This window comes from Actinomadura syzygii (genome assembly GCF_008085905.1).
GTDB classification, from domain to species: Bacteria; Actinomycetota; Actinomycetes; order Streptosporangiales; family Streptosporangiaceae; genus Spirillospora; species Spirillospora syzygii.
Genome location: NZ_VSFF01000010.1, coordinates 297,114 through 316,584, shown reverse-complemented (window position 1 = coordinate 316,584; position 19,471 = coordinate 297,114). Strand labels below are relative to the sequence as shown.

Sequence of the window (19,471 nt, the reverse complement as noted above, 5' to 3'; positions counted from 1 at the left end):
GACCACGACCGCCTGGCGCGCGGGGGCGGTGTGGCACGGTGGGAGCCCCTCGGCATGTCAGTGACGCCAGCTCTGGATCTGCGCGGCGTCGACAAGAGCTTCGGTTCCGTCCGGGTGCTCCACGACGTCGCGTTCACGGCCTGTCCGGGCGAGGTCACGGCGCTCGTCGGCGACAACGGCGCGGGCAAGACCACCCTCGTGAAGTGCATCGGCGGCATCGACCCGTTCGACCGGGGCGAGTACCGCTTCGAGGGCCGCCCGGTGCGGGTCGGCAGCCCGCGCGACGCGAGCCGGCTCGGGATCGAGGTCGTCCACCAGGACCTCGCGCTCTGCGAGAACCTCGACATCGTCCAGAACCTCTTCCTCGGCCGGGAGCGGCGCCGCGGCCTGTCGCTCGACGAGGACACGATGGAGGAGATGGCGCGGACGGCGCTGTCCGGGCTCGCCGTCCGCACGATGGGGTCGGTGCGGCAGCGGGTCTCGACGCTGTCCGGCGGGCAGCGGCAGACCGTCGCGATCGCCCGCGCCGTCCTCTACGACAGCAAGGTCGTCGTGCTGGACGAGCCCGCCGCCGCGCTCGGCGTCGCGCAGACCCAGCAGGTGCTGGAGACCGTCCGGCGGCTCGCCGACCGCGGCCTCGCCGTCGTGCTGATCTCGCACAACATGAACGACGTCTTCGCGGTCTCCGACCGGATCGCCGCGCTCTACCTCGGCCGGATGGTCGCCCAGGTCAGGACCGCCGACGTCACCCACCGGCAGATCGTCGAGCTGATCACCTCGGGCGCCTCCGGAGACCTCGGGCCGCGTCGATGATGAAGGGCGGACCGTCCCAGGAGGACATCCGGCGCCACAACCTCGGCACGCTGCTGCGGTTCGTGCACCTGCGCGGCCCGGCGTCGCGGGCCGTGCTCGCCGAGTCCCTCGGGCTCAACCGCAGCACGATCATGGCGCTGACGGCCGACCTCACGGCGGCGGGGCTCGTCCGCGAGGAGCTGCCGCGCGGCCCCGGACGGCGGGCCGGGCGGCCGTCCCTGGTCGTGCGGCCCGAGTCGACCCGCGTGTACGTGCTGGCCTTCGAGGTCGGCGTCGACCGGCTCGTCGTCGCCCGGGTGGGGCTCGGCGGCGTCGTCCTGGACCGGCGCGAGGGCGTCCGCGCCCGCGACTCCGACCCCGCCGACCTGCTGGGCGTGCTCGTCGCGGGGGCGCGGGCGCTCGTCCGCAAGGCCGAGCGGGACGCGGTCTGCGTCGGCGCGTCGGTCGGGTTCCCGGGCACCGTCCGCCGCTCCGACGACATGATCATGTTCGGACCCAACCTGGACGTCGGCGACCTGCGGCTCGGCGACGCGCTGTCCCGCCGCCTCGGACTCGGCATCCCGGTCTCCGTCTGCAACGACGCCAACCTCGGCGCGCTCGCCGAGCACGAGCGCGGCGCCGGGGTGGGCTGCGACAACCTGATCTACCTGCACGGCGACGTCGGCGTCGGCGGCGGCATCATCGCGCACGGCCGGCTGCTCGGCGGGGACGAGGGGTACGGCGGCGAGATCGGCCACATGATCGTCAACCCGGGCGGGCGGCCCTGCGCGTGCGGCTCGAACGGCTGCCTGGAGGCCGAGGTGGGGGAGCGGACGCTGCTGTGCCTCGCGGGCCGCGAAGAGATCCCCGGCCAGGCCGGACGGGACGCGGTGCGCGACATCGTCGCCGCCGCCGACGCGGGCGACATCGCCGCGCGGGAGGCGCTCCAGCGGGTCGGCAAGTGGCTCGGGCTCGGCGTCGCCAACCTCGTCAACGTGTTCAACCCCGGCATGGTCGTCTTCGGCGGGACGCTCCGCGACATCTACCTCGGGTCGGCGGCGCAGATCCGCAGCGTCCTCGCCACGGGTGCGCTCGCCGCGCCCCGCGAGAAGGTCAAGCTCCGCACCGCCGCGCTCGGGGACGACACGACCCTGGTCGGCGCGGCGGAGTTCGCCTTCGCCGAGGTCCTCGCGGACCCGCTCCAGGTGCTGGCGCGGCTGCGCGCCCCCGAGGGCTCAACCGTCAGCTGAACGTGCCGTAGGAGCTGCGGTAGAAGACCAGCGGCGCGCCCTCGTGGTGCTCGGCCAGGTCGAGGACGCGGGCGACGACGATCATGTGGTCGCCCGCGACGTGCTCCTGCTCCACCGCGCACTCGATCCAGGCGATCGCGTCGTCGATCATCGGAGCGCCGCCGGGGGACGCCGTCCAGCCGATCCCGGCGAACTTGTCGCCGCCCCGCAGCGCCAGCCGCTCGGACACCTCCAGCTGCGCCTCGCCCAGGATGCTGACGCACAGCAGGTCCGCGTCACGCAGCCGCGGCCAGGTCGTGCTGGTGTGCGCCACGCAGAAAGCGATGAGCGGCGGGTCGAGGGAGACGGACGTGAACGAGTTCGCGACCAGGCCCACGGGACGTCCCGTGCCCGGCTCGGCGGCGGCGACCGCGACCACGCCGGTCGCGAACCGGGCCAGCACCGAGCGGAAGGCGGCGGGGTCGGCGGCGGTCAGCGGTCGACCGGAGGACGGGCCGTTGGGCGATCCGTACATGGCAGTCCGTTTCATGGCCGGGGCTGGGTCGCTGACCACTAAAGCCCCTCATGCGCCCTTCTGATTCCCCGGCCCCTCGATCTCAGCCGAAGGTCCCGCCCCGACCTCGGCCCATCGACCGACTCCGCACCAAGCCCTTTCTAGACGGGCCGGAGTTACGGGCGGCGGGGTTCGGCGGGGGTGTTCATGATGATCGCGGCGTAGGGGGTGAGCGCGACCCTGGTGGTGCCCTCCAGGAACAGGCACACGGCCCCGGCCAGGCGCGCCTTGACGCGGGCCGGGACGCGCGGGCCCTCGTGCAGCGCGAGCCACGCGATCCAGCCGACCGTGACCACCGCCCAGTAGGACACCAGCCGGTAGAGGCCCACGGCCGCGACGGCGGGGGACAGCGTCGCGCCCAGCGCGACCAGCGACGCGGCCATGCTGCCCTCGATCGCGCCGAGCCCGCCGGGCAGCAGCGGCAGGATGCTGCCCGCCGCCTGCGCGGCGAAGTAGGTGAGGGCGACGCCGTCCAGGTCGACGGCGACGCCGACCGCGTGCGCGGCCGCCAGCAGCGCCAGGATGTCGAAGACCCAGTTCAGCACGGAAAGCGCGATCAGCGCCGCCCAGTCGCGCCGGGTCGGGCGCAGCACCGCTGGGACGCCCGCCAGCCGCTCCGCGTGCGGCGCGATCCGCGGGTGGGCCACCGCCGCGCGGTACAGCCGCCGGAGCGGCGCGGTGACGAGGGCGCGCGTCGGCCGCCACGCGAGCGCGGCGGCGACCAGCGCCGCCCCGGCGAGCGGGACGGACAGCGCCACCAGCGCCGGGCCGCGCGACCCCGGCGCGACGAGCAGCGCGGCCAGCCCGATCAGCGAGTACGCCGACGTGGTGATCACCCCGCCGGCGAGGATCACGGCCGTGGCGAGCTGCGCCGACGCCCCGTTGCGGCGGAACTGCCGGAACGTGTAGACGACGCTCACCGCGGGCCCGGCGGGCAGCGTCGTGGACAAGGCGTTGCCCGCGTAGGTGATCGCGCACGCGCGGCGCATCGACATCCGCAGCCCGCCGACACGCAGCAGCCTGCGCTGGAGCCGGGCGAACGCGCCCATCGACCCCGCCACCGCGAGGACGACCACCGCGAGCCAGCCCGCGTCGGCGTGCGACACCGACGTCCACATGAGGCCGAGGTCGGGGAGTTGGTCCTGGTACAGCGGGAACGCGGCGAGCACGCCGACGACCAGCGCCCACTGCGTGAGCACCCCCGCTCGACGCCACCGAGGCCGCGCCCGCGCGCCCTCCGGCTCGACCAAACCCGCACTGAGGTCGACGCCGCCGTCGCCGGTGTCGACGTCCGCCCTGTCGACGGTGTCGGCGGCTGTGATGCCTGCGATGTTGGCGTCTGTGATGCCTGCGGTGCCGATGTCCGTGCTGTCTGTGGCGCCAGCGTGCGGGACTGCGTCCGTGCCGTCCTTGGGGGTGGCGTCGGTCGGAGGGCGGACCGGTGCCGTGACTGTGTCGTGCATGTCCCGGTCACCTCGCAAGCTAGCCCCGCTTTGCGCAACCTATGCCGTGCCTATGACATTCCCCGCGGCGTGAGGCCGAACCGCGAGGAAACTCTCGCCACACCCGTTACCCGGGCAGCGCTCCGCAGGTTGATCAGGACTTCGGGCGGCCCGGCCGGGGCGGCTCCGGCCGCCTCCGGTCAGGGTCTCCGGGTCGGGTTTACGGCGTCGGTCTCGGCGGCGACGTCCGGTCGCGGACGCTCGTCCTCGCCCGGCCGCGCGGCCTCCCGCTCGTACTCGGAGATCCCGAGCCCGTCCCTGCTCTCCTCGGGCTCCTCGATCCTCAGCCCCTCGGGCGGGTCGGTGACGTACTCCTCCGTCAGGGCGATCTGCTCGTCCTGCGTGTTGTCGCCCATGTCGTCGATGTCCGCGCGGAAGTCGCGGGACTCGCCGGGCTCGCGCGCCCTCATGGCTCCTCCCCGGTCGATTGATTTCACCTGGTTCGTTCCATTTTCGCCAGGTTTTGGTGTTGCATCGTTATCCCCGGTGACGGGCGCGCTATGCGCGGGCGGCGGACGGCGACGCGCGGTCCATGCCGAAAACAGGGGTGGTCTGTCGTACCCGGATGGTTACGATCCGGTCATGGGCGTAGAAGCTGTGATCTTCGACTGGGGCGGCACGCTGACCCCGTGGCACGACCTCGAACTGGCCGACATGTGGCGCGCGATCTGCTCCGCCCACCTCCCCCCGGACGACGTCGAGAAGGCCGCGACCGAGCTGGCCCGCGCCGAGCTAGACCTGTGGAAGCGCAGCGACGAGGAGCACCGCAGCGGCACCCTGGACGAGCTCTTCGACCTCGCGGGCGTCCGGCCGACCGGCGAGATGCTCGCCACCCACTTCGAGGTCTGGACGCCGCACACGCACACCGACCCCGCCGTCCCCGTGCTGTTCAACGCCCTCCGCGAGCGGGGGATCAAGGTCGGCGTCCTGTCCAACACGATGTGGTCGCGCGACCTGCACGAGCGCATCTTCGCCCGGGACGACGTCCTGCACCTGCTCGACGGCGCCGTCTATTCCAGCGAGATCCCCTGGACGAAGCCGCACGCGGAGGCGTTCCGCGCCGCCATGGACGCCGTGGGCGCGGCCGACCCCTCGTCCTGCGTGTTCGTCGGCGACCGCCCCTACGACGACATCCACGGAGCCAAGTCCGCCGGGCTGCGCGCCGTGCAGATCTGGCACCAGACGACCCACGCCTTCGACCGTCCCGGCCTCACCCCGCCCGACGCCCTCATCCACGACCTCGGCGAACTGCTCCCGCACGTGGAGCGCTGGCACGCCGTCTGACCGCCCCGCCGTCTGACCGCCGGGTCCGGCTAGGGCTTGCGGGCGGTGATCAGGTCGCGGGTGATGGCCTGGTCGACGCGGTGGCGGAAACCGCGGTACGCCTCGGAGTCCTGCACCTCAAGCCCGCTGGAGGCGAGGATGTCGGCGAGGTCCTCGCGGCGTCCGACGTAGGTGTTCCAGGAGATGCCGACGGCGCCGCCCGGCCGCAGCAGCGCCGCCCATTCGGGGACGGCCGCCGCCAGCAGCTCGACGGGGCTGCGCGAGAGCTGCGGCTTGCCCCGGCGGCTCGGCTGCCCGCCCTTCGGACGGCTCCCGTGCTGCACCCCGTACGGCGCGTCCGTCACGATCAGGTCGAACGAGGCGGGCCGGAAGAAGCTCCCGGCGGCGAGGGAGTCGGCGTTCACGACGGTGATCTCCATCGTCTCGCCGCTCTTGTACCGCTCCTTGGACGCGCCGAGCGTCACGTGGAGGCGGCGGCCGAGCACGGCCTTCTCGCGGCGGATGTTGGCGATCTCCGCCTGGTGCTTCACCCTGTTGTTCTTCAGCCACGTCTTGATGAAGGCGGCGTAGGCGTCGAAGTCCTTGGCGTCGATGTCGATCCCGGCGGCGTCGAGGCCGTACATCATGGCCTGGTTGAGGGTGGTGCCCCGGCCGCACATCGGGTCGAGGACGCGGGGACGTCCCGTCACCAGGTCCATGGGGGAGCCGGACGCCATCGCGGTGACGTTCAGCAGCAGCTTGGTGAAGTACTCGTTCGTCTTGCCGGAGTATTTCTGGATGGTGAGCAGGTCACTGCCGAACAGATCGAGCGGCTGCACCATGACGGGACGCAGCAGCTCGTCGTCCTCGATCTGGAACAGCGCGTAGAGCGACGACAGGTTCGACAGGAGCCGGACGTCCTGCTCCGACAGCTCGTCCGCCGTGAACGTCACGTACGGGACGCCGCCGATGGAGGTCTCGCGGATGTCGCGGACGCGCCCGTCCAAGGCCCGTTCGCTGAACACCGCCAGCTCCGCCTTGACCAGCGCGGCGGCCGACTGTGCGTAGACCCGGTTGTGCGAGGGGGAGACGAGGAGGCCGTACGCGGTCATTCGCCCGACCCTACCGGCTCACCGCCGCCCGTCCCGCCGCAGACGGCGGAGGCCGCCGGGAGCCGTGCTCCCGGCGGCCTCCCCACGGCCCTTGGGCGGGCCGTTCCCTCCCGGTTCAGGCGGCCCGCGCCGGACGCTCCCCGTCACCGGACCCGCCGGACGGGGAGGCCGCGGGCAGGGCCCGGCGGGTGGCGGCCGGAAGCTCCGGCGGCCCGCTCGGCTCCAGGTCGGGAAGGTGGCGCGCGGCGGCGGCCAGCAGTTCCTGGACGCTGCTCTGCAGGCTGGCGAGGTCGGCCCGCGCCACGTCGGCCTGCGCCTGGGCCCGCCGCGCCTGGCGGCGCGCGGCGTCCCGCTCGGCGGCGAGCCGGTTGAGCTGCTCGTGGTACGCGGCCCGCAGTTCGTCGAGGGCGCTGCGCTGCGGAGTGGTGGACATGGCGGGTGTGGACTCCCTCCCCCGAGATCATCCCTTTTGAAAGGGACTAACGCGATCAAACAGGCGTTTCGTTCCCGCCGTGCGGCAGATCACTCGCCCTGATCGAAACGGAATCGGAACAGATCGGCCGCGGATGGGAAGAGGGCCGGACGCGGCTATTCGCCGGGTTCGGGACGCGGGTCCACCGCCGAGTCCGGCAGCCCCGGGAAGGCGTCCGCGGGCATCGCGACGCCCGCCCTGGAGCGCCAGGCGGCCGACCGCGCCACCGACCGTCGCGCCCCGTCGGCGGCGAAGGCGCGCAGGTCGGGGGACGAGACCCCGGCGAGCCCGACATAGGCGGGGACGAGCCCGTCCTCCAGCGCAGCCGCGAGCTGCGCGGCGCTGCGCGCGGACGTCGGCCGGACGGGCAGCCGGTAGGCGGGCGCGGCCGCGACGGGCGTCCCCGACACGATCGCGATCAGCCGGTCGCGCTGGGCGCGGTGCTCCACCCAGACGGCCTTCGCGATCCCGCGCAGCGTCCCGGCGAGCCGGGCGCCGAGCACCCCGTACCCGTAAACCGCGGCGTGCTCGGCGGCCAGCGCCCGCTGGACGGCCTCGGCGTCCGACCGCGTCCCGACCGCCGGCGGCTGCCCCTTCACCGTCACGGCGTGTCCCGCCTCGCACGCGCCGATGCTCGCCAGCAGTTGGGCCAGCGCGGGAGTGGCCTTCGCGGCGTCCGCCGTGCGCGCCCGAGCCGCGCGTTCCTCCAGGTCGCGCAGCACCGCGAGGGCGCCGCCGCCGACCGGCACCGGCACCGCGCGCGGCGCCGGGATCGCGCCGCCCTCCTCCGCCCGGTCGCCCGAACCGGGCAGGTAGTGCCGCCGCAGGGCGGCGAGGTGCGCGCGATGGTGGGCGAGGACCGGCGCCAGCCGCTTCACCAGCCACGACTCCGCGGACCTGGCCGCCGCGTACGCCGCCTCGTAGGTGGCGACGAGGTCCTGCTCGGCCGCGATCGCCGCCGCGAGCGTCGACACGTCCGTGCGCGGGGCGGCCTCCGCGGCGCACCCCGCCAGCCACGGCAGGGCGAGCGCCCCGCCCGCCAGCGCGGCGCCCCGGCCGAGCAGCGCCCGGCGCGACAGGGTTCCGGGCGGGAGGGCTGTTTCGGGCAGGCGCGGCTGAGGTACCGGCCGGGCTCCCCGCGGGGGTCCCGGCGTGCGCGTCCCGGCCTCTGGCAAGGGGGTCTCCTCACCCGGTGACGTGGTGGCGGCGGCCTGGCGCGGCCCCGGCGGCGGGGGCGTCCATCAGGCCAGCTCAAGCATTCCATATCCGCCGCGCCGGTGAGCCGTCCGAAAAACCGCTGCGGTCTCCGGCTGTCGATAGTCTTGAGGTGTCAACGGACGAGCGGCGACATCCGCCCATCACGGGCGGCACAACAGGAGGAGGTCCCATGAGCGTCGAGTCCCGCGGTGGCCGCGCTCAGGGGAGGCGCGGCGAGGCCGACCGCGCGTCCGGCCGCGAACCCGCCCGGACGGACGCGCCCGCGCGTCCCGGCCGGGCCGCCGCCGTCGCCGAGCTGACCGCGCTGCTCGCGCCCGCCGTGGCCGCGGCGGGCTTCGACCTGGAGGAGGTCGAGGTGCGCCCCGCCGGGCGGCGCCGGCTGGTCCGCGTCATCGTGGACGGCGACGACGGAGTCGGCCTCGACGACATCGCCGCGATCAGCGAGCGCGCCTCCGCGCTGCTCGACGCCACCGACGCCATGGGGACCACGCCCTACGTGCTGGAGGTGTCCTCCCCGGGCGTCGACCGCCCCCTCACCGAGCCGCGGCACTGGCGCCGCGCCGTCGGGCGGCTGATCGTCGCCCCGCTGGCCGAGGGCGGCCAGATCGAGGGCCGGGTGGTCGCGGCCGACGACACGACCGTGGAGATCGACGTCGTCCAGAAGCGCAGGGGCAAGGGAACCGGCGCGGGCGGCGCCGGGTCCGCCGGGCAGAAGGCCGCCAAGTCCCCCGGGAAGCCCGCCGGGACCGTGCGCCGCCGGTTCGGCCTGGGCGAGCTGGGGCGCGGCCGCGTGCAGGTGGAGTTCAGCCCGCCGCGCACGGCCGAGGGAACGCGTTCTCCGGCTGAGCCGGACTAGAGGGGGGAACCTCGTGGACATCGACATGACCGCCCTGCGGTCCCTGGAGAGCGAGAAGGACATCTCGCTCGACGTGGCCGTCAAGGCCATCGAAGACGCGCTGCTGATCGCCTACCACCGGACGGAGGGCGCCGCGCCCCGCGCGCGCGTCCAACTCGACCGGCAGAGCGGGCACGTCACCGTGTGGGCGACCGAGACCGACGACGAGGACAACGCCGTCGGGGAGTACGACGACACCCCGTCCGGGTTCGGACGGATCGCCGCGACCACCGCCAAGCAGGTCATCCTGCAGCGCCTCCGCGACGCCGAGGACGAGCTGACCTTCGGCGAGTACGCGGGCCGCGAGGGCGACATCGTCAGCGGCATCATCCAGCAGGGCAAGGACCCGCGGAACGTGCTGGTCGACCTCGGCAAGATCGAGGCCGTCCTGCCGCCGCAGGAGCAGGTGCCCGGCGAGCGCTACGAGCACGGCGAGCGGCTGCGCGCCTACGTGGTGCAGGTCCGCAAGGGGCACCGCGGCCCGTCGGTGCAGCTCTCCCGGACGCACCCGAACCTCGTCCGCAAGCTGTTCGCGCTGGAGGTCCCGGAGATCGCGGACGGCACCGTCGAGATCGCGGCGATCGCCCGCGAGGCCGGCCACCGCACCAAGATCGCGGTGCGTTCGCGCAAGACCGGGGTGAACGCCAAGGGCGCCTGCATCGGCCCGCTCGGCAGCCGCGTCCGCAACGTGATGGCCGAGCTGCACGGCGAGAAGATCGACATCGTCGACTGGTCGGACGACCCGGCCGAGTTCGTCGGGAATGCGCTGTCGCCCGCGCGGGTTTCGCACGTGGAGGTCGTGGACGCCGACGCCAGGGTCGCCCGGGTCGTCGTCCCCGACTACCAGTTGTCCCTGGCCATCGGCAAGGAGGGGCAGAACGCGCGGCTCGCCGCGCGGCTCACCGGCTGGCGGATCGACATCAGGTCCGACACCGAACCCGAGCAGACTTCTCCGAAGGTCGCCGAATCCGACGAAACGGGATCTTCTACGCCAGGGGCCCATGCGACCGGCCCCGCCGACGCGTCGGCGCGGTAGACTCATGAAACGTGGCCGGGCGGCCCGATACAGGTTCGGGCGGTGAACTCAGTTCGCACGTGTGTGGGTTGCCGGGTTCGCACGGTCAAGTCCGACTTGCTGCGCCTTGTTGTGGTCGAGGACGTCATCGTCCCCGACCCGCGTGGGCGGCTGCCGGGGCGGGGCGCGCATCTGCACCCCGATCCGGAGTGCCTTGAGCTCGCAGAGCGGCGTCGGGCGTTCCCGCGGGCTTTTCGCCTGCCGGGGCCGCTCGACAGCGCGGCGCTGCGAGCGCGGCTTGCGGCCCGCGCCGCGCGGCAGCAGGATGGCCGAATGGAAAGCGACGTCTAGTCGGAAGCAGGTCGAGATTGCTATGAGCGCTCGATGAGCACGCCGCGATGAGTACGGCAAGTTAGCGACGGTCCGGAGGCCGCACCCCCGGACCGAGTTAGGGAGTGCAGTGGCCAAGGTCCGGGTGTACGAACTCGCCAAGGAGTTCGGTGTAGAGAGCAAGGTCGTCATGGCCAAGCTCCAGGAGATGGGCGAGTTCGTAAGGTCGGCGTCCTCCACGATCGAGGCGCCGGTCGTCCGCAGGCTGACAGAAGCCTTCTCAAATTCTTCTTCCTCCAAGCAGGGGGACAGGCGGGCCGCGCCGAAGCGCCCTTCGGCGCCGCGGCCCGCCGCGCCGCGTCCGGGTCCGCCCGGCGGCGGCGATTCCCAGGGTTCGCGCCAGCAGGCCCCGCGGCCTGCCGCGCCGCGTCCGCCCGGGCCGAAGCCGGGTCCCGCTGGCCCCGGTGGCCCCGCACCCAGCGTGCCGAGCCCCGGCGGCCAGGGCGGCCCCGGCGGCCAGGGCGCTCCGGGCGGCGGCCCGCGACCGGGTCCGCCCCGGCCGGTCCCGCCCGCGCCGAGCACCCCGGTGAACGCGCCCGCGGCGCAGGCGCCGAGCGCCCCGCCCGCGGCCGCTCCCGGCGGTCAGGGCGGCCAGGGTGGTCAGGGCGGCGCCGGCGGTGCCGGTACCCGCGCGCCGGGTGGCGGCGGTCCGAAGCCGGGCCCCCGCAGTCCGAAGCCCGGTCCGCGTCCCGGCCCCCGACAGGGCGGCGAGCGCGGCGGCCGCGGCCCCGGTGGGCCGCGTCCCGGCAACAACCCGTTCAGCTCGACCAACACCGGCATGGGCCAGGCGCCCAAGCCCGGTCCGCGTCCCGGCCCGCGGCAGGGCGCCGGTGACCGTCCCGGCGGCGGCGAGCGCGGCGACCGAGGCGAGCGCGGCGCCCGTCCCGGGCCGCGGCCCGGCGGCGCTCCGGGCGCCGGCGGTCCCCGTCCGAACCCGGGCGGCATGCCGCCCCGGCCGGGCGGTCCGCGTCCGAGTCCGATGAACATGCCGTCCTCGCGGCCGTCCGGCGCCCCCGGGCGCGGCGGTCCGGGCGGCGGCGGTGGCGGCGGTCGCGGCCCTGGCGGCGGCGGGCGCGGTCCCGGCGGCGGTGGCCGCGGTCCCGGTGGCGGCGGTCGTCCCGGTGGCGGCGGCGGCTTCGGCGCGCCCCGCGCGGGCGGCGGCGGTGGCGGCGGCGGTCGTCCGGGCTTCGGGCCCCGTCCCGGTGGCGGCGGTCGCGGACGCGGCGGCACACAGGGCGCCTTCGGCCGTCCGGGCGGACGTCCCGCGCGCGGTCGCAAGTCGAAGCGGGCGCGTCGTCAGGAGTTCGAGAACATGCAGGCCCCCGCGGTCGGCGGCGTCTCGGCTCCGCGCGGCGGCGGCAAGACGATCCGGCTGCCGCAGGGCGCGTCCCTGACCGACTTCGCCGAGAAGATCGGCGCCAACCCGGCGTCGCTCGTCGCGATCATGATGCACCTCGGCAAGATGGTCACCGCGACCCAGTCCGTCGACCCCGACGACCTCATGTCGCTCGGGCTCGAACTGGACTTCGACGTCCAGGTCGTCAGCCCCGAGGACGAGGACCGCGCCCTCCTCGAGTCGTTCGACATCGAGTACGGCGAGGACGAGGGCGGCGAGGAGCACCTCCAGTCCCGTCCGCCGGTCGTCACCGTCATGGGCCACGTCGACCACGGCAAGACCAAGCTGCTGGACGCCGTCCGCCACGCCAACGTGCAGGCGGGCGAGGCCGGCGGCATCACCCAGCACATCGGCGCCTACCAGGTGGAGACGGAGGTCGACGGCGAGAAGCGCGCCATCACCTTCATCGACACCCCGGGCCACGAGGCGTTCACCGCCATGCGCGCCCGCGGCGCCGACACCACCGACCTGGTGGTGCTGGTGGTCGCCGCCGACGACGGCGTCAAGCCGCAGACCACGGAGGCGATCGACCACGCCACCGCGGCCGGGGTGCCGATCGTCGTCGCGGTCAACAAGATCGACGTCGAGGGCGCCGACCCGAACCGGGTGCGGGCGCAGCTCACCGAGTACGGCCTGGTCGCCGAGGAGTTCGGCGGTCAGACGCAGTTCGTCGACGTGTCCGCCAGGGAGCGGATCAACATCGACGGGCTGCTGGAGGCGATCGTCCTGACCGCCGACGCCGAACTCGACCTGAAGGCCAACCCCGACATGCCCGCCCAGGGCTCCGCGATCGAGGCCCACCTCGACAAGGGCCGGGGCGCCGTGGCGACCGTGCTGGTGCAGCGCGGCACGCTGCGGGTCGGCGACTCGATCGTCTGCGGCGTGGCGCACGGCCGCGTCCGCGCGATGCTCGACGAGAACCTGGAGAACATCACGGAGGCGGGTCCGTCCCGCCCGGTGGAGGTGCTCGGCCTCGCGGCCGTGCCCGGCGCCGGTGACAACTTCCTCGTCGTCGAGGACGACCGGATCGCCCGGCAGATCGCCGACAAGCGGGTCGCGCGCAAGCGCAACGCCGAACTGCTCAAGAGCCGCAAGAGCAGCTCCCTCGAAGAGCTGTTCAAGGACCTGGAGCGCGGCGAGCGGCAGGAGCTGCTGCTCATCCTCAAGGGCGACGTGTCCGGCTCCGTGGAGGCGCTGGAGGACTCCCTGCTCAAGATCGACGTGGGCGAGGAGGTCAACCTGCGGATCATCCGCCGCGGCGTCGGCGCGATCACGCAGGACGACGTCAACCTGTCGCTGGCGTCCGAGGGCGCGGTGATCATCGGCTTCAACGTGCGTCCCGAGCGGAACGCGCAGGAGCTGGCCGACCGCGAGGGCGTCGACATCCGGTACTACTCGATCATCTACCAGGCGATCGAGGAGATCGAGGCCGCCCTCAAGGGCATGCTCAAGCCGGAGTTCGAGGAGGTCCAGCTCGGCCAGGCCGAGATCCGCGAGATCTTCAAGGTGCCGCGGATCGGCAGCGTCGCGGGCTCGATGGTCACTTCGGGGATCATCCAGCGCAACGCCAAGGCCCGGCTCGTCCGCGACGGCGTCGTCGTCGCCGACAACCTCACGGTGTCGTCGCTGCGCCGCTTCAAGGACGACGCGACCGAGGTCCGCGAGGGCTTCGAGTGCGGTATCGGCGTGGGCTACAACGACATCAAGCTCGGCGACGTCATCGAGTGCTTCGAGATGCGGGAGAAGCCGCGCGACTGAGGTCGCGCGACCAGGCCGCGCACGTCCGCGCGGCACCGGCCGGACACCCGTCCGGCCGGTGCCGCGCGGCGTCCGGCCGGGCGCTCCCGCGGGCGCGCCGACGTGATCGTCCGACGCCTTCGCGACTCGATCGCGACGTGATCGTTTAATCCGGTGACATGACGCCAGGCGGATCTTCTAGCCTGGCGTCTGTCATGTCCGGCTCGTCCCCGTCCGGGGGCGGTCCGGGAACACGGCGGGCAGGCACCGTCGTTCAGTCTTCTGTAGATCCCGAGGTGATCGACCAGGTGTACGTGGGTGCGCTGACGCTCGACCTGCTGCTGGGGGACGTCCGCTCGCTGAAGCAGAAGCGGGCCGTCCTGCGGCCCCTCATCGCGGAGGTGCAGAAGCACTTCCCGGGGGTGGCCGTCGCCGAGACCGGCGACAACGACCTGTACCGCAGGGCGGAGATCGGGGTGGCGGTGGTCTCGGGCACCGCCGGGAACTGCACCCAGGTGCTCGACAGGTGCGAACGGCTCGTGGCCGGGAGGCCGGAGATAGAACTGCTGTCCGCGAGGCAGCGGCTTTTCAACGACGACGACGAGTGAGTGTGTCCCCCCGGAGTGGGGGAGGCGGACGGGCGTCGTTGGACCATAGAGGGGTCCGCAGACCACAGAAAGGGAGTGCGATCATGGTGGACGCAGCCCGGGCGCGCAAGCTCGCCGACCGCATCCAGCAGATCGTGGCCGAGATGCTGGAGCGGCGGATCAAGGACCCGCGGCTCGGCTTCGTGACCGTGACGGACACCCGCATCACCAACGACCTGCGCGACGCGACCGTGTACTACACGGTGTACGGGTCGGACGGCGAGCGCGCCGAGACGGCCGCCGCGCTGGAGAGCGCCAAGGGCGTCATCCGGTCGGAGGTGGGCAGGAAGACCGGCGTCCGGCACACGCCGAGCATCACGTTCGTCATGGACTCCCTGATGGAGAACGCGGCGCACATCGACGACCTGCTGGCCCAGGCGAGGGCGAAGGACGCCGAGGTGGCGAAGACCGCGCAGGGCGCGTCCCCGGCGGGCGACCCGAACCCCTACCGCGTCGCGGACGAAGACGAGGGCGAGGACGCCGACACGACCGAGGACACTGACGACGGCTCCGCCGGGCCGCCCGGAGCGGCGGACGGCGCGGACGGCCGTCCGGGTCGCCCGCCGTCGTGACCGGGGACGAGGGGCGCGCGGAGGCGCCCGGCCCCGGCACTTCCGGGGAATGGCCGCCGCACGACGCGGGCGGGCATTCCGTCGCCGGGCACGACGTCGTCTCGCGCAACGGCGCGGGCCGCCGCGTCACCGACCCCGCCTTCGCGTCCACCGCGCCCACGCCGCCCACCGCCGTGACCGCCCTCCCCGCGTCGCCCGGCCCCGCCGGACCGGCGCAGGCGCCGGCCGCGGAGCTGGAGTGGGAGCGCGCCGTCGAGCTGATCCACGCGGCCGGGGAGGTGTCCCTCGCCTGCCACGTCGCCCCGGACGGCGACGCGCTCGGCTCGATGCTGGCGCTCGCGCAGGCGCTCCGCTCGCTGGGCAAACGATGTTTCGCCTCTTTCGGCGAGCCGTTCGCCGTCCCGGCCATCCTCCGGTTCCTGCCCGGCCAGGAGTTGCTGGTCGAGCCCGCCGCGATGCCGCCCGCGCCGGAGCTGATGATCTCCCTGGACGCGGCCGGGCGGGCCCGCCTCGGCGCGCTCGCCGACGCGGCCGACCGGGCCGGTTCGCTGATCGTGGTCGACCACCACGCGTCCAACATCGGGTTCGGCGGCGTGCGGCTCGTCGACCCGGACGCGGCCGCGACGGCGGTGCTCGTCGAGGAGCTGATCCGCAGGCTCGGCGTCCCGCTCGACCAGGACATCGCGCAGGGCCTGTACGCGGGCCTCGCCAGCGACACCGGTTCGTTCAAGTACCCGTGCACGACCCCGAAGGTCCACGACCTGGCGGGACGGCTGCTCACCGCGGGCGTCCGGCCGGAGGCCGTCAGCCGCGAGCTGTGGGACCGGGCGCCGTTCGGCTACCTCCAGGTCCTCGCGGGCGCGCTGTCGCGGGCCCGGCTGGAGCGCGACGCCGCGGGCGGCCGCGGCCTCGTCTGGACGACGATCGCCCGCTCCGACCGCCGCTCCGTCCCCTACGACCAGCTCGAAGGGATCATCGACCAGCTCCGCCGGACGGACGAGGCCGAGGTCGCGGTCGTCTGCAAGGAGACCGACGACGGGCGCTGGTACTTCTCCGTCCGGTCCAAGGGCAACATCGACCTGAGCGTGGTGTGCGCGGCGCTGAACGGCGGCGGCCACCGCGAGATGGCGGGCTTCCTCTGGTCCGGCACCGTGGACGACGCGCTCGACCGCCTCCGCGCCCTGCTCCCCGCCGCGGACTGACGGCACTGGCTGACGGCACGGGGCGGGGCCCGAGGGCCGTTAGAATCGGCGTCTTCCGTTGTCCGCCGAGGTCGAGGTGAAGCGAGAGCCATGGAATCGGGGCTTGTCATCGTGGACAAGCCGGCGGGCTGGACGTCCCACGACGTCGTCGGCCGGATGCGGAAGCTCGCGAAGACCCGGCGGGTCGGGCACGCGGGCACCCTGGACCCGATGGCGACGGGCGTCCTCGTCCTCGGCATCGGGAAGGCGACGCGCCTCCTCGGGCACCTGGCGCTGACGGAGAAGGCGTACGACGGCACGATCCGGCTGGGCGAGTCGACCAACACCGACGACGCCGAGGGTGAGATCACGGCGACCTCGCCCGCCGACTCCGTCGCCGACGTGGAGCTGCGCGCCGGGATCGCCGCCCTGACCGGGCCGATCCGGCAGGTCCCGCCGCAGGTCAGCGCGATCAAGGTGAACGGGGAGCGGGCCTACAAGATGGCGCGCAAGGGCGAGGAGGTCGATCTCGCCGCCCGCCCGGTCACCGTGCACGGCTTCACGGTCACGGGCGTCCGGCGGCACGGCGAGCTGATCGACGTGGACGCGACCGTCGTCTGCTCGTCCGGCACCTACATCCGCGCGCTGGCCCGCGACCTCGGCGCGTCGCTCGGCTGCGGCGGGCACCTCACCGCGCTGCGCCGCACCCGCGTCGGCCCGTACGACCTGTCCATGGCGCGGACGCTCGACCGTCTCGCCGAGAACCTGGAGATCATCCCGATGGAGGACGCGGTGGCCGCCGTGTTCCCGCGCCGGGACGTGTCCGACGACGACGCCCGCAAGGTCGCGCACGGCGGACGGCTCCCGGCGGCGGGCCTCGGCCCCGGTCCCGTCGGGGTCTTCGCGCCGGACGGCTCGCTGCTCGCGCTCGTCGAGGAGCAGGGCGAGGTCGCCAAGCCGCTGGCGGTCTTCGTCCCCTGACTCCGGGGAAGGACAGGGGTGGACGGGACGCCCGGCACGTGGCGATCATCACCGGGGAAACCGGTGCGCTCTCAACCTACGGTCGCGTAACCTACGATTCCGTAGGTTACTTGCCCGAGGAGGTGCCCATGATCTCGGTGGACGAGACCCAGGCGGCGTCCCCGACCCGCCCGATGCTGCGCGGCTGGCTGCACGTCGGGGCGTTCCCCGCGGTGCTGGTCGCCGGGCTCGTGCTGGTCGCGCTCGGCCCGTCGACGCAGGCGCGGCTCGCGTCCGCGATCTACGTGGCGACGTCCGCGATGCTGTTCGGCATCTCGGGGACGTACCACCGGCAGACCTCGCTGCGGCTGCTGGAGGTGCTGCGCCGGTTCGACCACGCCAACATCTACCTGATCATCGCGGGGACGTACACGCCGTTCGCCGTCCTCGCGCTGGACGGCGGCGTCCGCGTCGCCGTCCTCGCCATCGTCTGGACGGGCGCCATCGCGGGCGTCGTCTTCCGGACGACCTGGATCGGCGCCCCGCGCGCCCTCTACGTCACCCTCTACATCGTCCTCGGCTGGGTGGCGGTGTTCTTCCTGCCGCAGTTCGTGTCCGGAGCGGGGCTCCCGGCCTGCCTCATGGTCGCCCTCGGCGGCGTCTGCTACAGCGTCGGGGGAGTGGTGTACGGGCTGCGGCGCCCGAACCCGTCGCCGCGCTGGTTCGGGTTCCACGAGGTCTTCCACGCCTGCACGCTCGCCGCGTACGTCCTGCAGTACATCGCCGTCTCGCTGGTCGTCTACCGTTCCGCCTGAGCCCCGCCTCCGTTCCGCCTGAACCCGGGTTCCACCCCGTCCGCCCGCGCATGGCACTCTTAGGGACGGCAGGAAAGTCCGGGCAGGCACGTCCTACGCAGGGAGAGCATGGTGCGGCGCTGGAATGGCCTCGGCGAGGTCCCCGCTGACTGGGGCCGCTCGGTGGTCACCATCGGGGTGTTCGACGGCGTTCACCGCGGCCATCAGCGGATCGTCGGCGCCGCCGCGGACGAGGCGCGCCGCCGCGGGCTGCGGTCCGTGGTGATCACCTTCGACCCGCACCCGGACGAGGTCGTCCGGCCGGGCACCCACCCGCCGCTGCTCGCCAGCACCCGGCGGCGCGTCGAGCTGCTCGAAGGGCTCGGCACCGACGCCGTCGTGGTCGTGCCGTTCACGCTGGAGCTGTCGAAGATGGCGCCGGACGAGTTCGTCCAGTCGGTGCTGGCCGACCGGCTGCACGCGGCGCACGTGATCGTCGGCGAGGACTTCCGGTTCGGGCACAAGGCCAAGGGCGACGTGGCGCTGCTGCGCGACCTCGGTGAGAAGTACGACTTCACCGCCGAGGGGATGCCGCTCGTGGCGAACGGCGACACGATCACGTCCACCTACGTCCGCGGGCGGCTCGACGCGGGCGAGGTGGCGGAGGCGGCGCGGGCGCTCGGCCGGCCGCACCGGGTCGAGGGCGTCGTCGTGCGCGGGCACCAGCGGGGCCGCGCGCTCGGGTTCCCCACCGCGAACCTGGAGACGCAGCCGCACACCGCGATCCCCGCGGACGGCGTGTACGCGGGCTGGCTCGTCTGCGACTCCGACCGCTACCCGGGCTTCCGCTGGCCCGCCGCGATCTCCATCGGCACGAATCCGACGTTCGAGGGCGCCGGGGAGCGGACCGTCGAGGCGTACGCGCTGGACCGCGACGACCTCGACCTCTACGGCGAGCACATGGCCGTCGACTTCGTCGCCCGCATCCGGGACACGCTCAAGTTCGAGTCGGTCGAGGCGCTGATCGAGGAGATGCACCGGGACGTCGACCGCGCCCGGGAGATCACCTCCCCGTGACCCGCGCGCGACCGGCGGCGGCCGCCACGCGCCTCGGCGGCGGCTGCCACGCCGCCTGGCGGCGGCTGCCTCCGCGAGCGGCGCATACCCTGCGACAACACCGCTTTCCGCAACGTGACCGGGGGGCTTTCCGGCATGGTACGGTGAATAGTCGCCGGGAAGGGCCCCGGCGCGGCTGGCTGCACCCTCATGCGGCCCGCCAATCTCTTAATTACGCACCATGCGGACCCGTGCGCCCACCGGGCCCCGGATCTGCGGGTGTCGATCCATCGAAGGAGCCACGTGTCGCTCGACACCGCCACCAAAAACAAGATCATCTCCGAGTACGCGACCACTGAGGGTGACACCGGTTCCCCGGAGGTCCAGGTCGCGCTGCTCACGCGTCGGATCAACGATCTGACGGAGCACCTCAAGGAGCACAAGCACGACCACCACAGCCGCCGCGGCCTCCTGCTGCTGGTCGGCCGTCGTCGCCGGCTCCTGAAGTACCTGTCCAACAAGGACATCAACCGCTATCGGCAGCTCATCGAGCGACTCGGACTGCGCCGCTAGCAAGGTGCGGGAGTGGCCCCCGGGGCCACTCCCTTCCTTTTTGGCCGGACGGGGAGGCGCCGGAGCACGGCGCGCCCCGACCGGCGCGCCGGA

20 protein-coding genes are annotated in these 19,471 nt (G+C 73.6%); 14 read left to right on the top strand and 6 right to left on the bottom strand.

The window, feature by feature from the left end:
• Positions 1–54: 54 nt before the first annotated feature.
• Both FXF65_RS26810 and FXF65_RS26805 read left to right on the top strand, forming a co-directional pair.
• On the top strand, positions 55–813 hold the full coding sequence (locus FXF65_RS26810) for an ATP-binding cassette domain-containing protein (RefSeq protein WP_148352791.1): 759 nt from the start codon (positions 55–57) through the stop codon (positions 811–813).
• Complete coding sequence (locus FXF65_RS26805) at positions 813–2,042, top strand: ROK family transcriptional regulator (RefSeq protein WP_148353006.1); 1,230 nt, start codon at positions 813–815, stop codon at positions 2,040–2,042. Before FXF65_RS26810 ends, FXF65_RS26805 begins: the two co-directional genes overlap by 1 nt.
• Here the strand turns inward: FXF65_RS26805 and FXF65_RS26800 are convergent.
• The 3 genes from FXF65_RS26800 to FXF65_RS26790 all read right to left on the bottom strand — a co-directional run bounded on the left by FXF65_RS26800 (position 2,035) and on the right by FXF65_RS26790 (position 4,507).
• A complete protein-coding gene (locus FXF65_RS26800; RefSeq protein ID WP_148352790.1) occupies positions 2,035–2,556 on the bottom strand; it encodes a flavin reductase family protein in 522 nt (173 codons plus the stop codon). The two genes, FXF65_RS26805 and FXF65_RS26800, sit on opposite strands and share 8 nt — an antisense overlap.
• A gap of 155 nt (positions 2,557–2,711) precedes the next feature.
• Positions 2,712–4,058: a lysylphosphatidylglycerol synthase transmembrane domain-containing protein gene (locus FXF65_RS26795; protein ID WP_148352789.1), complete on the bottom strand. Its 1,347-nt coding sequence runs from the start codon at positions 4,056–4,058 to the stop codon at positions 2,712–2,714.
• Between the two features lie 179 nt (positions 4,059–4,237).
• Entirely contained in the window at positions 4,238–4,507 is a 270-nt protein-coding gene (locus FXF65_RS26790) for a hypothetical protein (protein WP_148352788.1), read from the bottom strand.
• Positions 4,508–4,679: 172 nt separating this feature from the next.
• Here FXF65_RS26790 and FXF65_RS26785 point away from each other — a divergent pair, with 172 nt between their 5' ends.
• Entirely contained in the window at positions 4,680–5,381 is a 702-nt protein-coding gene (locus FXF65_RS26785; protein WP_148352787.1) for an HAD family hydrolase, read from the top strand.
• Between the two features lie 29 nt (positions 5,382–5,410).
• On the opposite strand, the gene FXF65_RS26780 is transcribed toward FXF65_RS26785, so the two are convergent.
• The 3 genes from FXF65_RS26780 to FXF65_RS45465 all read right to left on the bottom strand — a co-directional run bounded on the left by FXF65_RS26780 (position 5,411) and on the right by FXF65_RS45465 (position 8,119).
• A complete protein-coding gene (locus tag FXF65_RS26780) occupies positions 5,411–6,472 on the bottom strand; it encodes a TRM11 family SAM-dependent methyltransferase (protein WP_148352786.1) in 1,062 nt (353 codons plus the stop codon).
• Positions 6,473–6,587: 115 nt separating this feature from the next.
• Complete coding sequence (locus FXF65_RS26775; RefSeq protein WP_148352785.1) at positions 6,588–6,905, bottom strand: hypothetical protein; 318 nt, start codon at positions 6,903–6,905, stop codon at positions 6,588–6,590.
• A gap of 155 nt (positions 6,906–7,060) precedes the next feature.
• On the bottom strand, positions 7,061–8,119 hold the full coding sequence (locus FXF65_RS45465; RefSeq protein ID WP_246199122.1) for a ferritin-like domain-containing protein: 1,059 nt from the start codon (positions 8,117–8,119) through the stop codon (positions 7,061–7,063).
• A gap of 212 nt (positions 8,120–8,331) precedes the next feature.
• Here FXF65_RS45465 and rimP point away from each other — a divergent pair, with 212 nt between their 5' ends.
• The 11 genes from rimP to rpsO all read left to right on the top strand — a co-directional run bounded on the left by rimP (position 8,332) and on the right by rpsO (position 19,378).
• Positions 8,332–9,018, top strand: coding sequence for a ribosome maturation factor RimP (gene rimP, locus FXF65_RS26765; RefSeq protein WP_148352784.1), 687 nt, complete (start codon positions 8,332–8,334; stop codon positions 9,016–9,018).
• A gap of 25 nt (positions 9,019–9,043) precedes the next feature.
• Positions 9,044–10,093 (top strand): transcription termination factor NusA, encoded by a 1,050-nt coding sequence (gene nusA, locus FXF65_RS26760; RefSeq protein ID WP_148353004.1) that lies wholly within the window; start codon positions 9,044–9,046, stop codon positions 10,091–10,093.
• Positions 10,094–10,135: 42 nt separating this feature from the next.
• Positions 10,136–10,423, top strand: coding sequence for a YlxR family protein (locus tag FXF65_RS26755; RefSeq protein ID WP_342787539.1), 288 nt, complete (start codon positions 10,136–10,138; stop codon positions 10,421–10,423).
• 109 nt (positions 10,424–10,532) lie between these two features.
• Entirely contained in the window at positions 10,533–13,616 is a 3,084-nt protein-coding gene (gene infB, locus FXF65_RS26750) for a translation initiation factor IF-2 (protein ID WP_148352783.1), read from the top strand.
• Between the two features lie 275 nt (positions 13,617–13,891).
• On the top strand, positions 13,892–14,203 hold the full coding sequence (locus FXF65_RS26745; RefSeq protein ID WP_246199121.1) for a DUF503 domain-containing protein: 312 nt from the start codon (positions 13,892–13,894) through the stop codon (positions 14,201–14,203).
• 83 nt (positions 14,204–14,286) lie between these two features.
• The gene (gene rbfA, locus FXF65_RS26740) at positions 14,287–14,814 is read left to right on the top strand and encodes a 30S ribosome-binding factor RbfA (protein ID WP_148352782.1); all 528 of its coding nucleotides are present in this window, start codon (positions 14,287–14,289) and stop codon (positions 14,812–14,814) included.
• The gene (locus FXF65_RS26735) at positions 14,811–16,016 is read left to right on the top strand and encodes a DHH family phosphoesterase (RefSeq protein ID WP_342787538.1); all 1,206 of its coding nucleotides are present in this window, start codon (positions 14,811–14,813) and stop codon (positions 16,014–16,016) included. The genes rbfA and FXF65_RS26735 overlap by 4 nt, the downstream gene beginning before the upstream one ends.
• A 90-nt stretch (positions 16,017–16,106) precedes the next feature.
• On the top strand, positions 16,107–16,976 hold the full coding sequence (truB, locus tag FXF65_RS26730) for a tRNA pseudouridine(55) synthase TruB (RefSeq protein WP_148352781.1): 870 nt from the start codon (positions 16,107–16,109) through the stop codon (positions 16,974–16,976).
• A gap of 128 nt (positions 16,977–17,104) precedes the next feature.
• Positions 17,105–17,770, top strand: coding sequence for a PAQR family membrane homeostasis protein TrhA (gene trhA / locus FXF65_RS26725; RefSeq protein WP_148352780.1), 666 nt, complete (start codon positions 17,105–17,107; stop codon positions 17,768–17,770).
• Positions 17,771–17,881: 111 nt separating this feature from the next.
• Entirely contained in the window at positions 17,882–18,826 is a 945-nt protein-coding gene (locus FXF65_RS26720; protein ID WP_148352779.1) for a bifunctional riboflavin kinase/FAD synthetase, read from the top strand.
• A 282-nt stretch (positions 18,827–19,108) separates the two neighbouring features.
• On the top strand, positions 19,109–19,378 hold the full coding sequence (rpsO, locus tag FXF65_RS26715; protein WP_067884254.1) for a 30S ribosomal protein S15: 270 nt from the start codon (positions 19,109–19,111) through the stop codon (positions 19,376–19,378).
• Positions 19,379–19,471 lie beyond the last annotated feature (93 nt).

Bases quoted from the DNA above. Each gene is read 5' to 3' on its own strand.
- FXF65_RS26775 (WP_148352785.1), bottom strand. From the start codon at position 6,905: ATGTCCACCACTCCGCAGCGCAGCGCCCTCGACGAACTGCGGGCCGCG.
- truB (WP_148352781.1), top strand. From the start codon at position 16,107: ATGGAATCGGGGCTTGTCATCGTGGACAAGCCGGCGGGCTGGACGTCC.
- FXF65_RS26785 (WP_148352787.1), top strand. From the start codon at position 4,680: ATGGGCGTAGAAGCTGTGATCTTCGACTGGGGCGGCACGCTGACCCCG.
- nusA (WP_148353004.1), top strand. From the start codon at position 9,044: ATGACCGCCCTGCGGTCCCTGGAGAGCGAGAAGGACATCTCGCTCGAC.
- FXF65_RS26780 (WP_148352786.1), bottom strand. From the start codon at position 6,472: ATGACCGCGTACGGCCTCCTCGTCTCCCCCTCGCACAACCGGGTCTAC.
- FXF65_RS26805 (WP_148353006.1), top strand. From the start codon at position 813: ATGAAGGGCGGACCGTCCCAGGAGGACATCCGGCGCCACAACCTCGGC.
- FXF65_RS26790 (WP_148352788.1), bottom strand. From the start codon at position 4,507: ATGAGGGCGCGCGAGCCCGGCGAGTCCCGCGACTTCCGCGCGGACATC.
- rimP (WP_148352784.1), top strand. From the start codon at position 8,332: ATGAGCGTCGAGTCCCGCGGTGGCCGCGCTCAGGGGAGGCGCGGCGAG.
- FXF65_RS26800 (WP_148352790.1), bottom strand. From the start codon at position 2,556: ATGTACGGATCGCCCAACGGCCCGTCCTCCGGTCGACCGCTGACCGCC.
- FXF65_RS26810 (WP_148352791.1), top strand. From the start codon at position 55: ATGTCAGTGACGCCAGCTCTGGATCTGCGCGGCGTCGACAAGAGCTTC.
- rbfA (WP_148352782.1), top strand. From the start codon at position 14,287: ATGGTGGACGCAGCCCGGGCGCGCAAGCTCGCCGACCGCATCCAGCAG.
- trhA (WP_148352780.1), top strand. From the start codon at position 17,105: ATGATCTCGGTGGACGAGACCCAGGCGGCGTCCCCGACCCGCCCGATG.
- FXF65_RS26795 (WP_148352789.1), bottom strand. From the start codon at position 4,058: ATGCACGACACAGTCACGGCACCGGTCCGCCCTCCGACCGACGCCACC.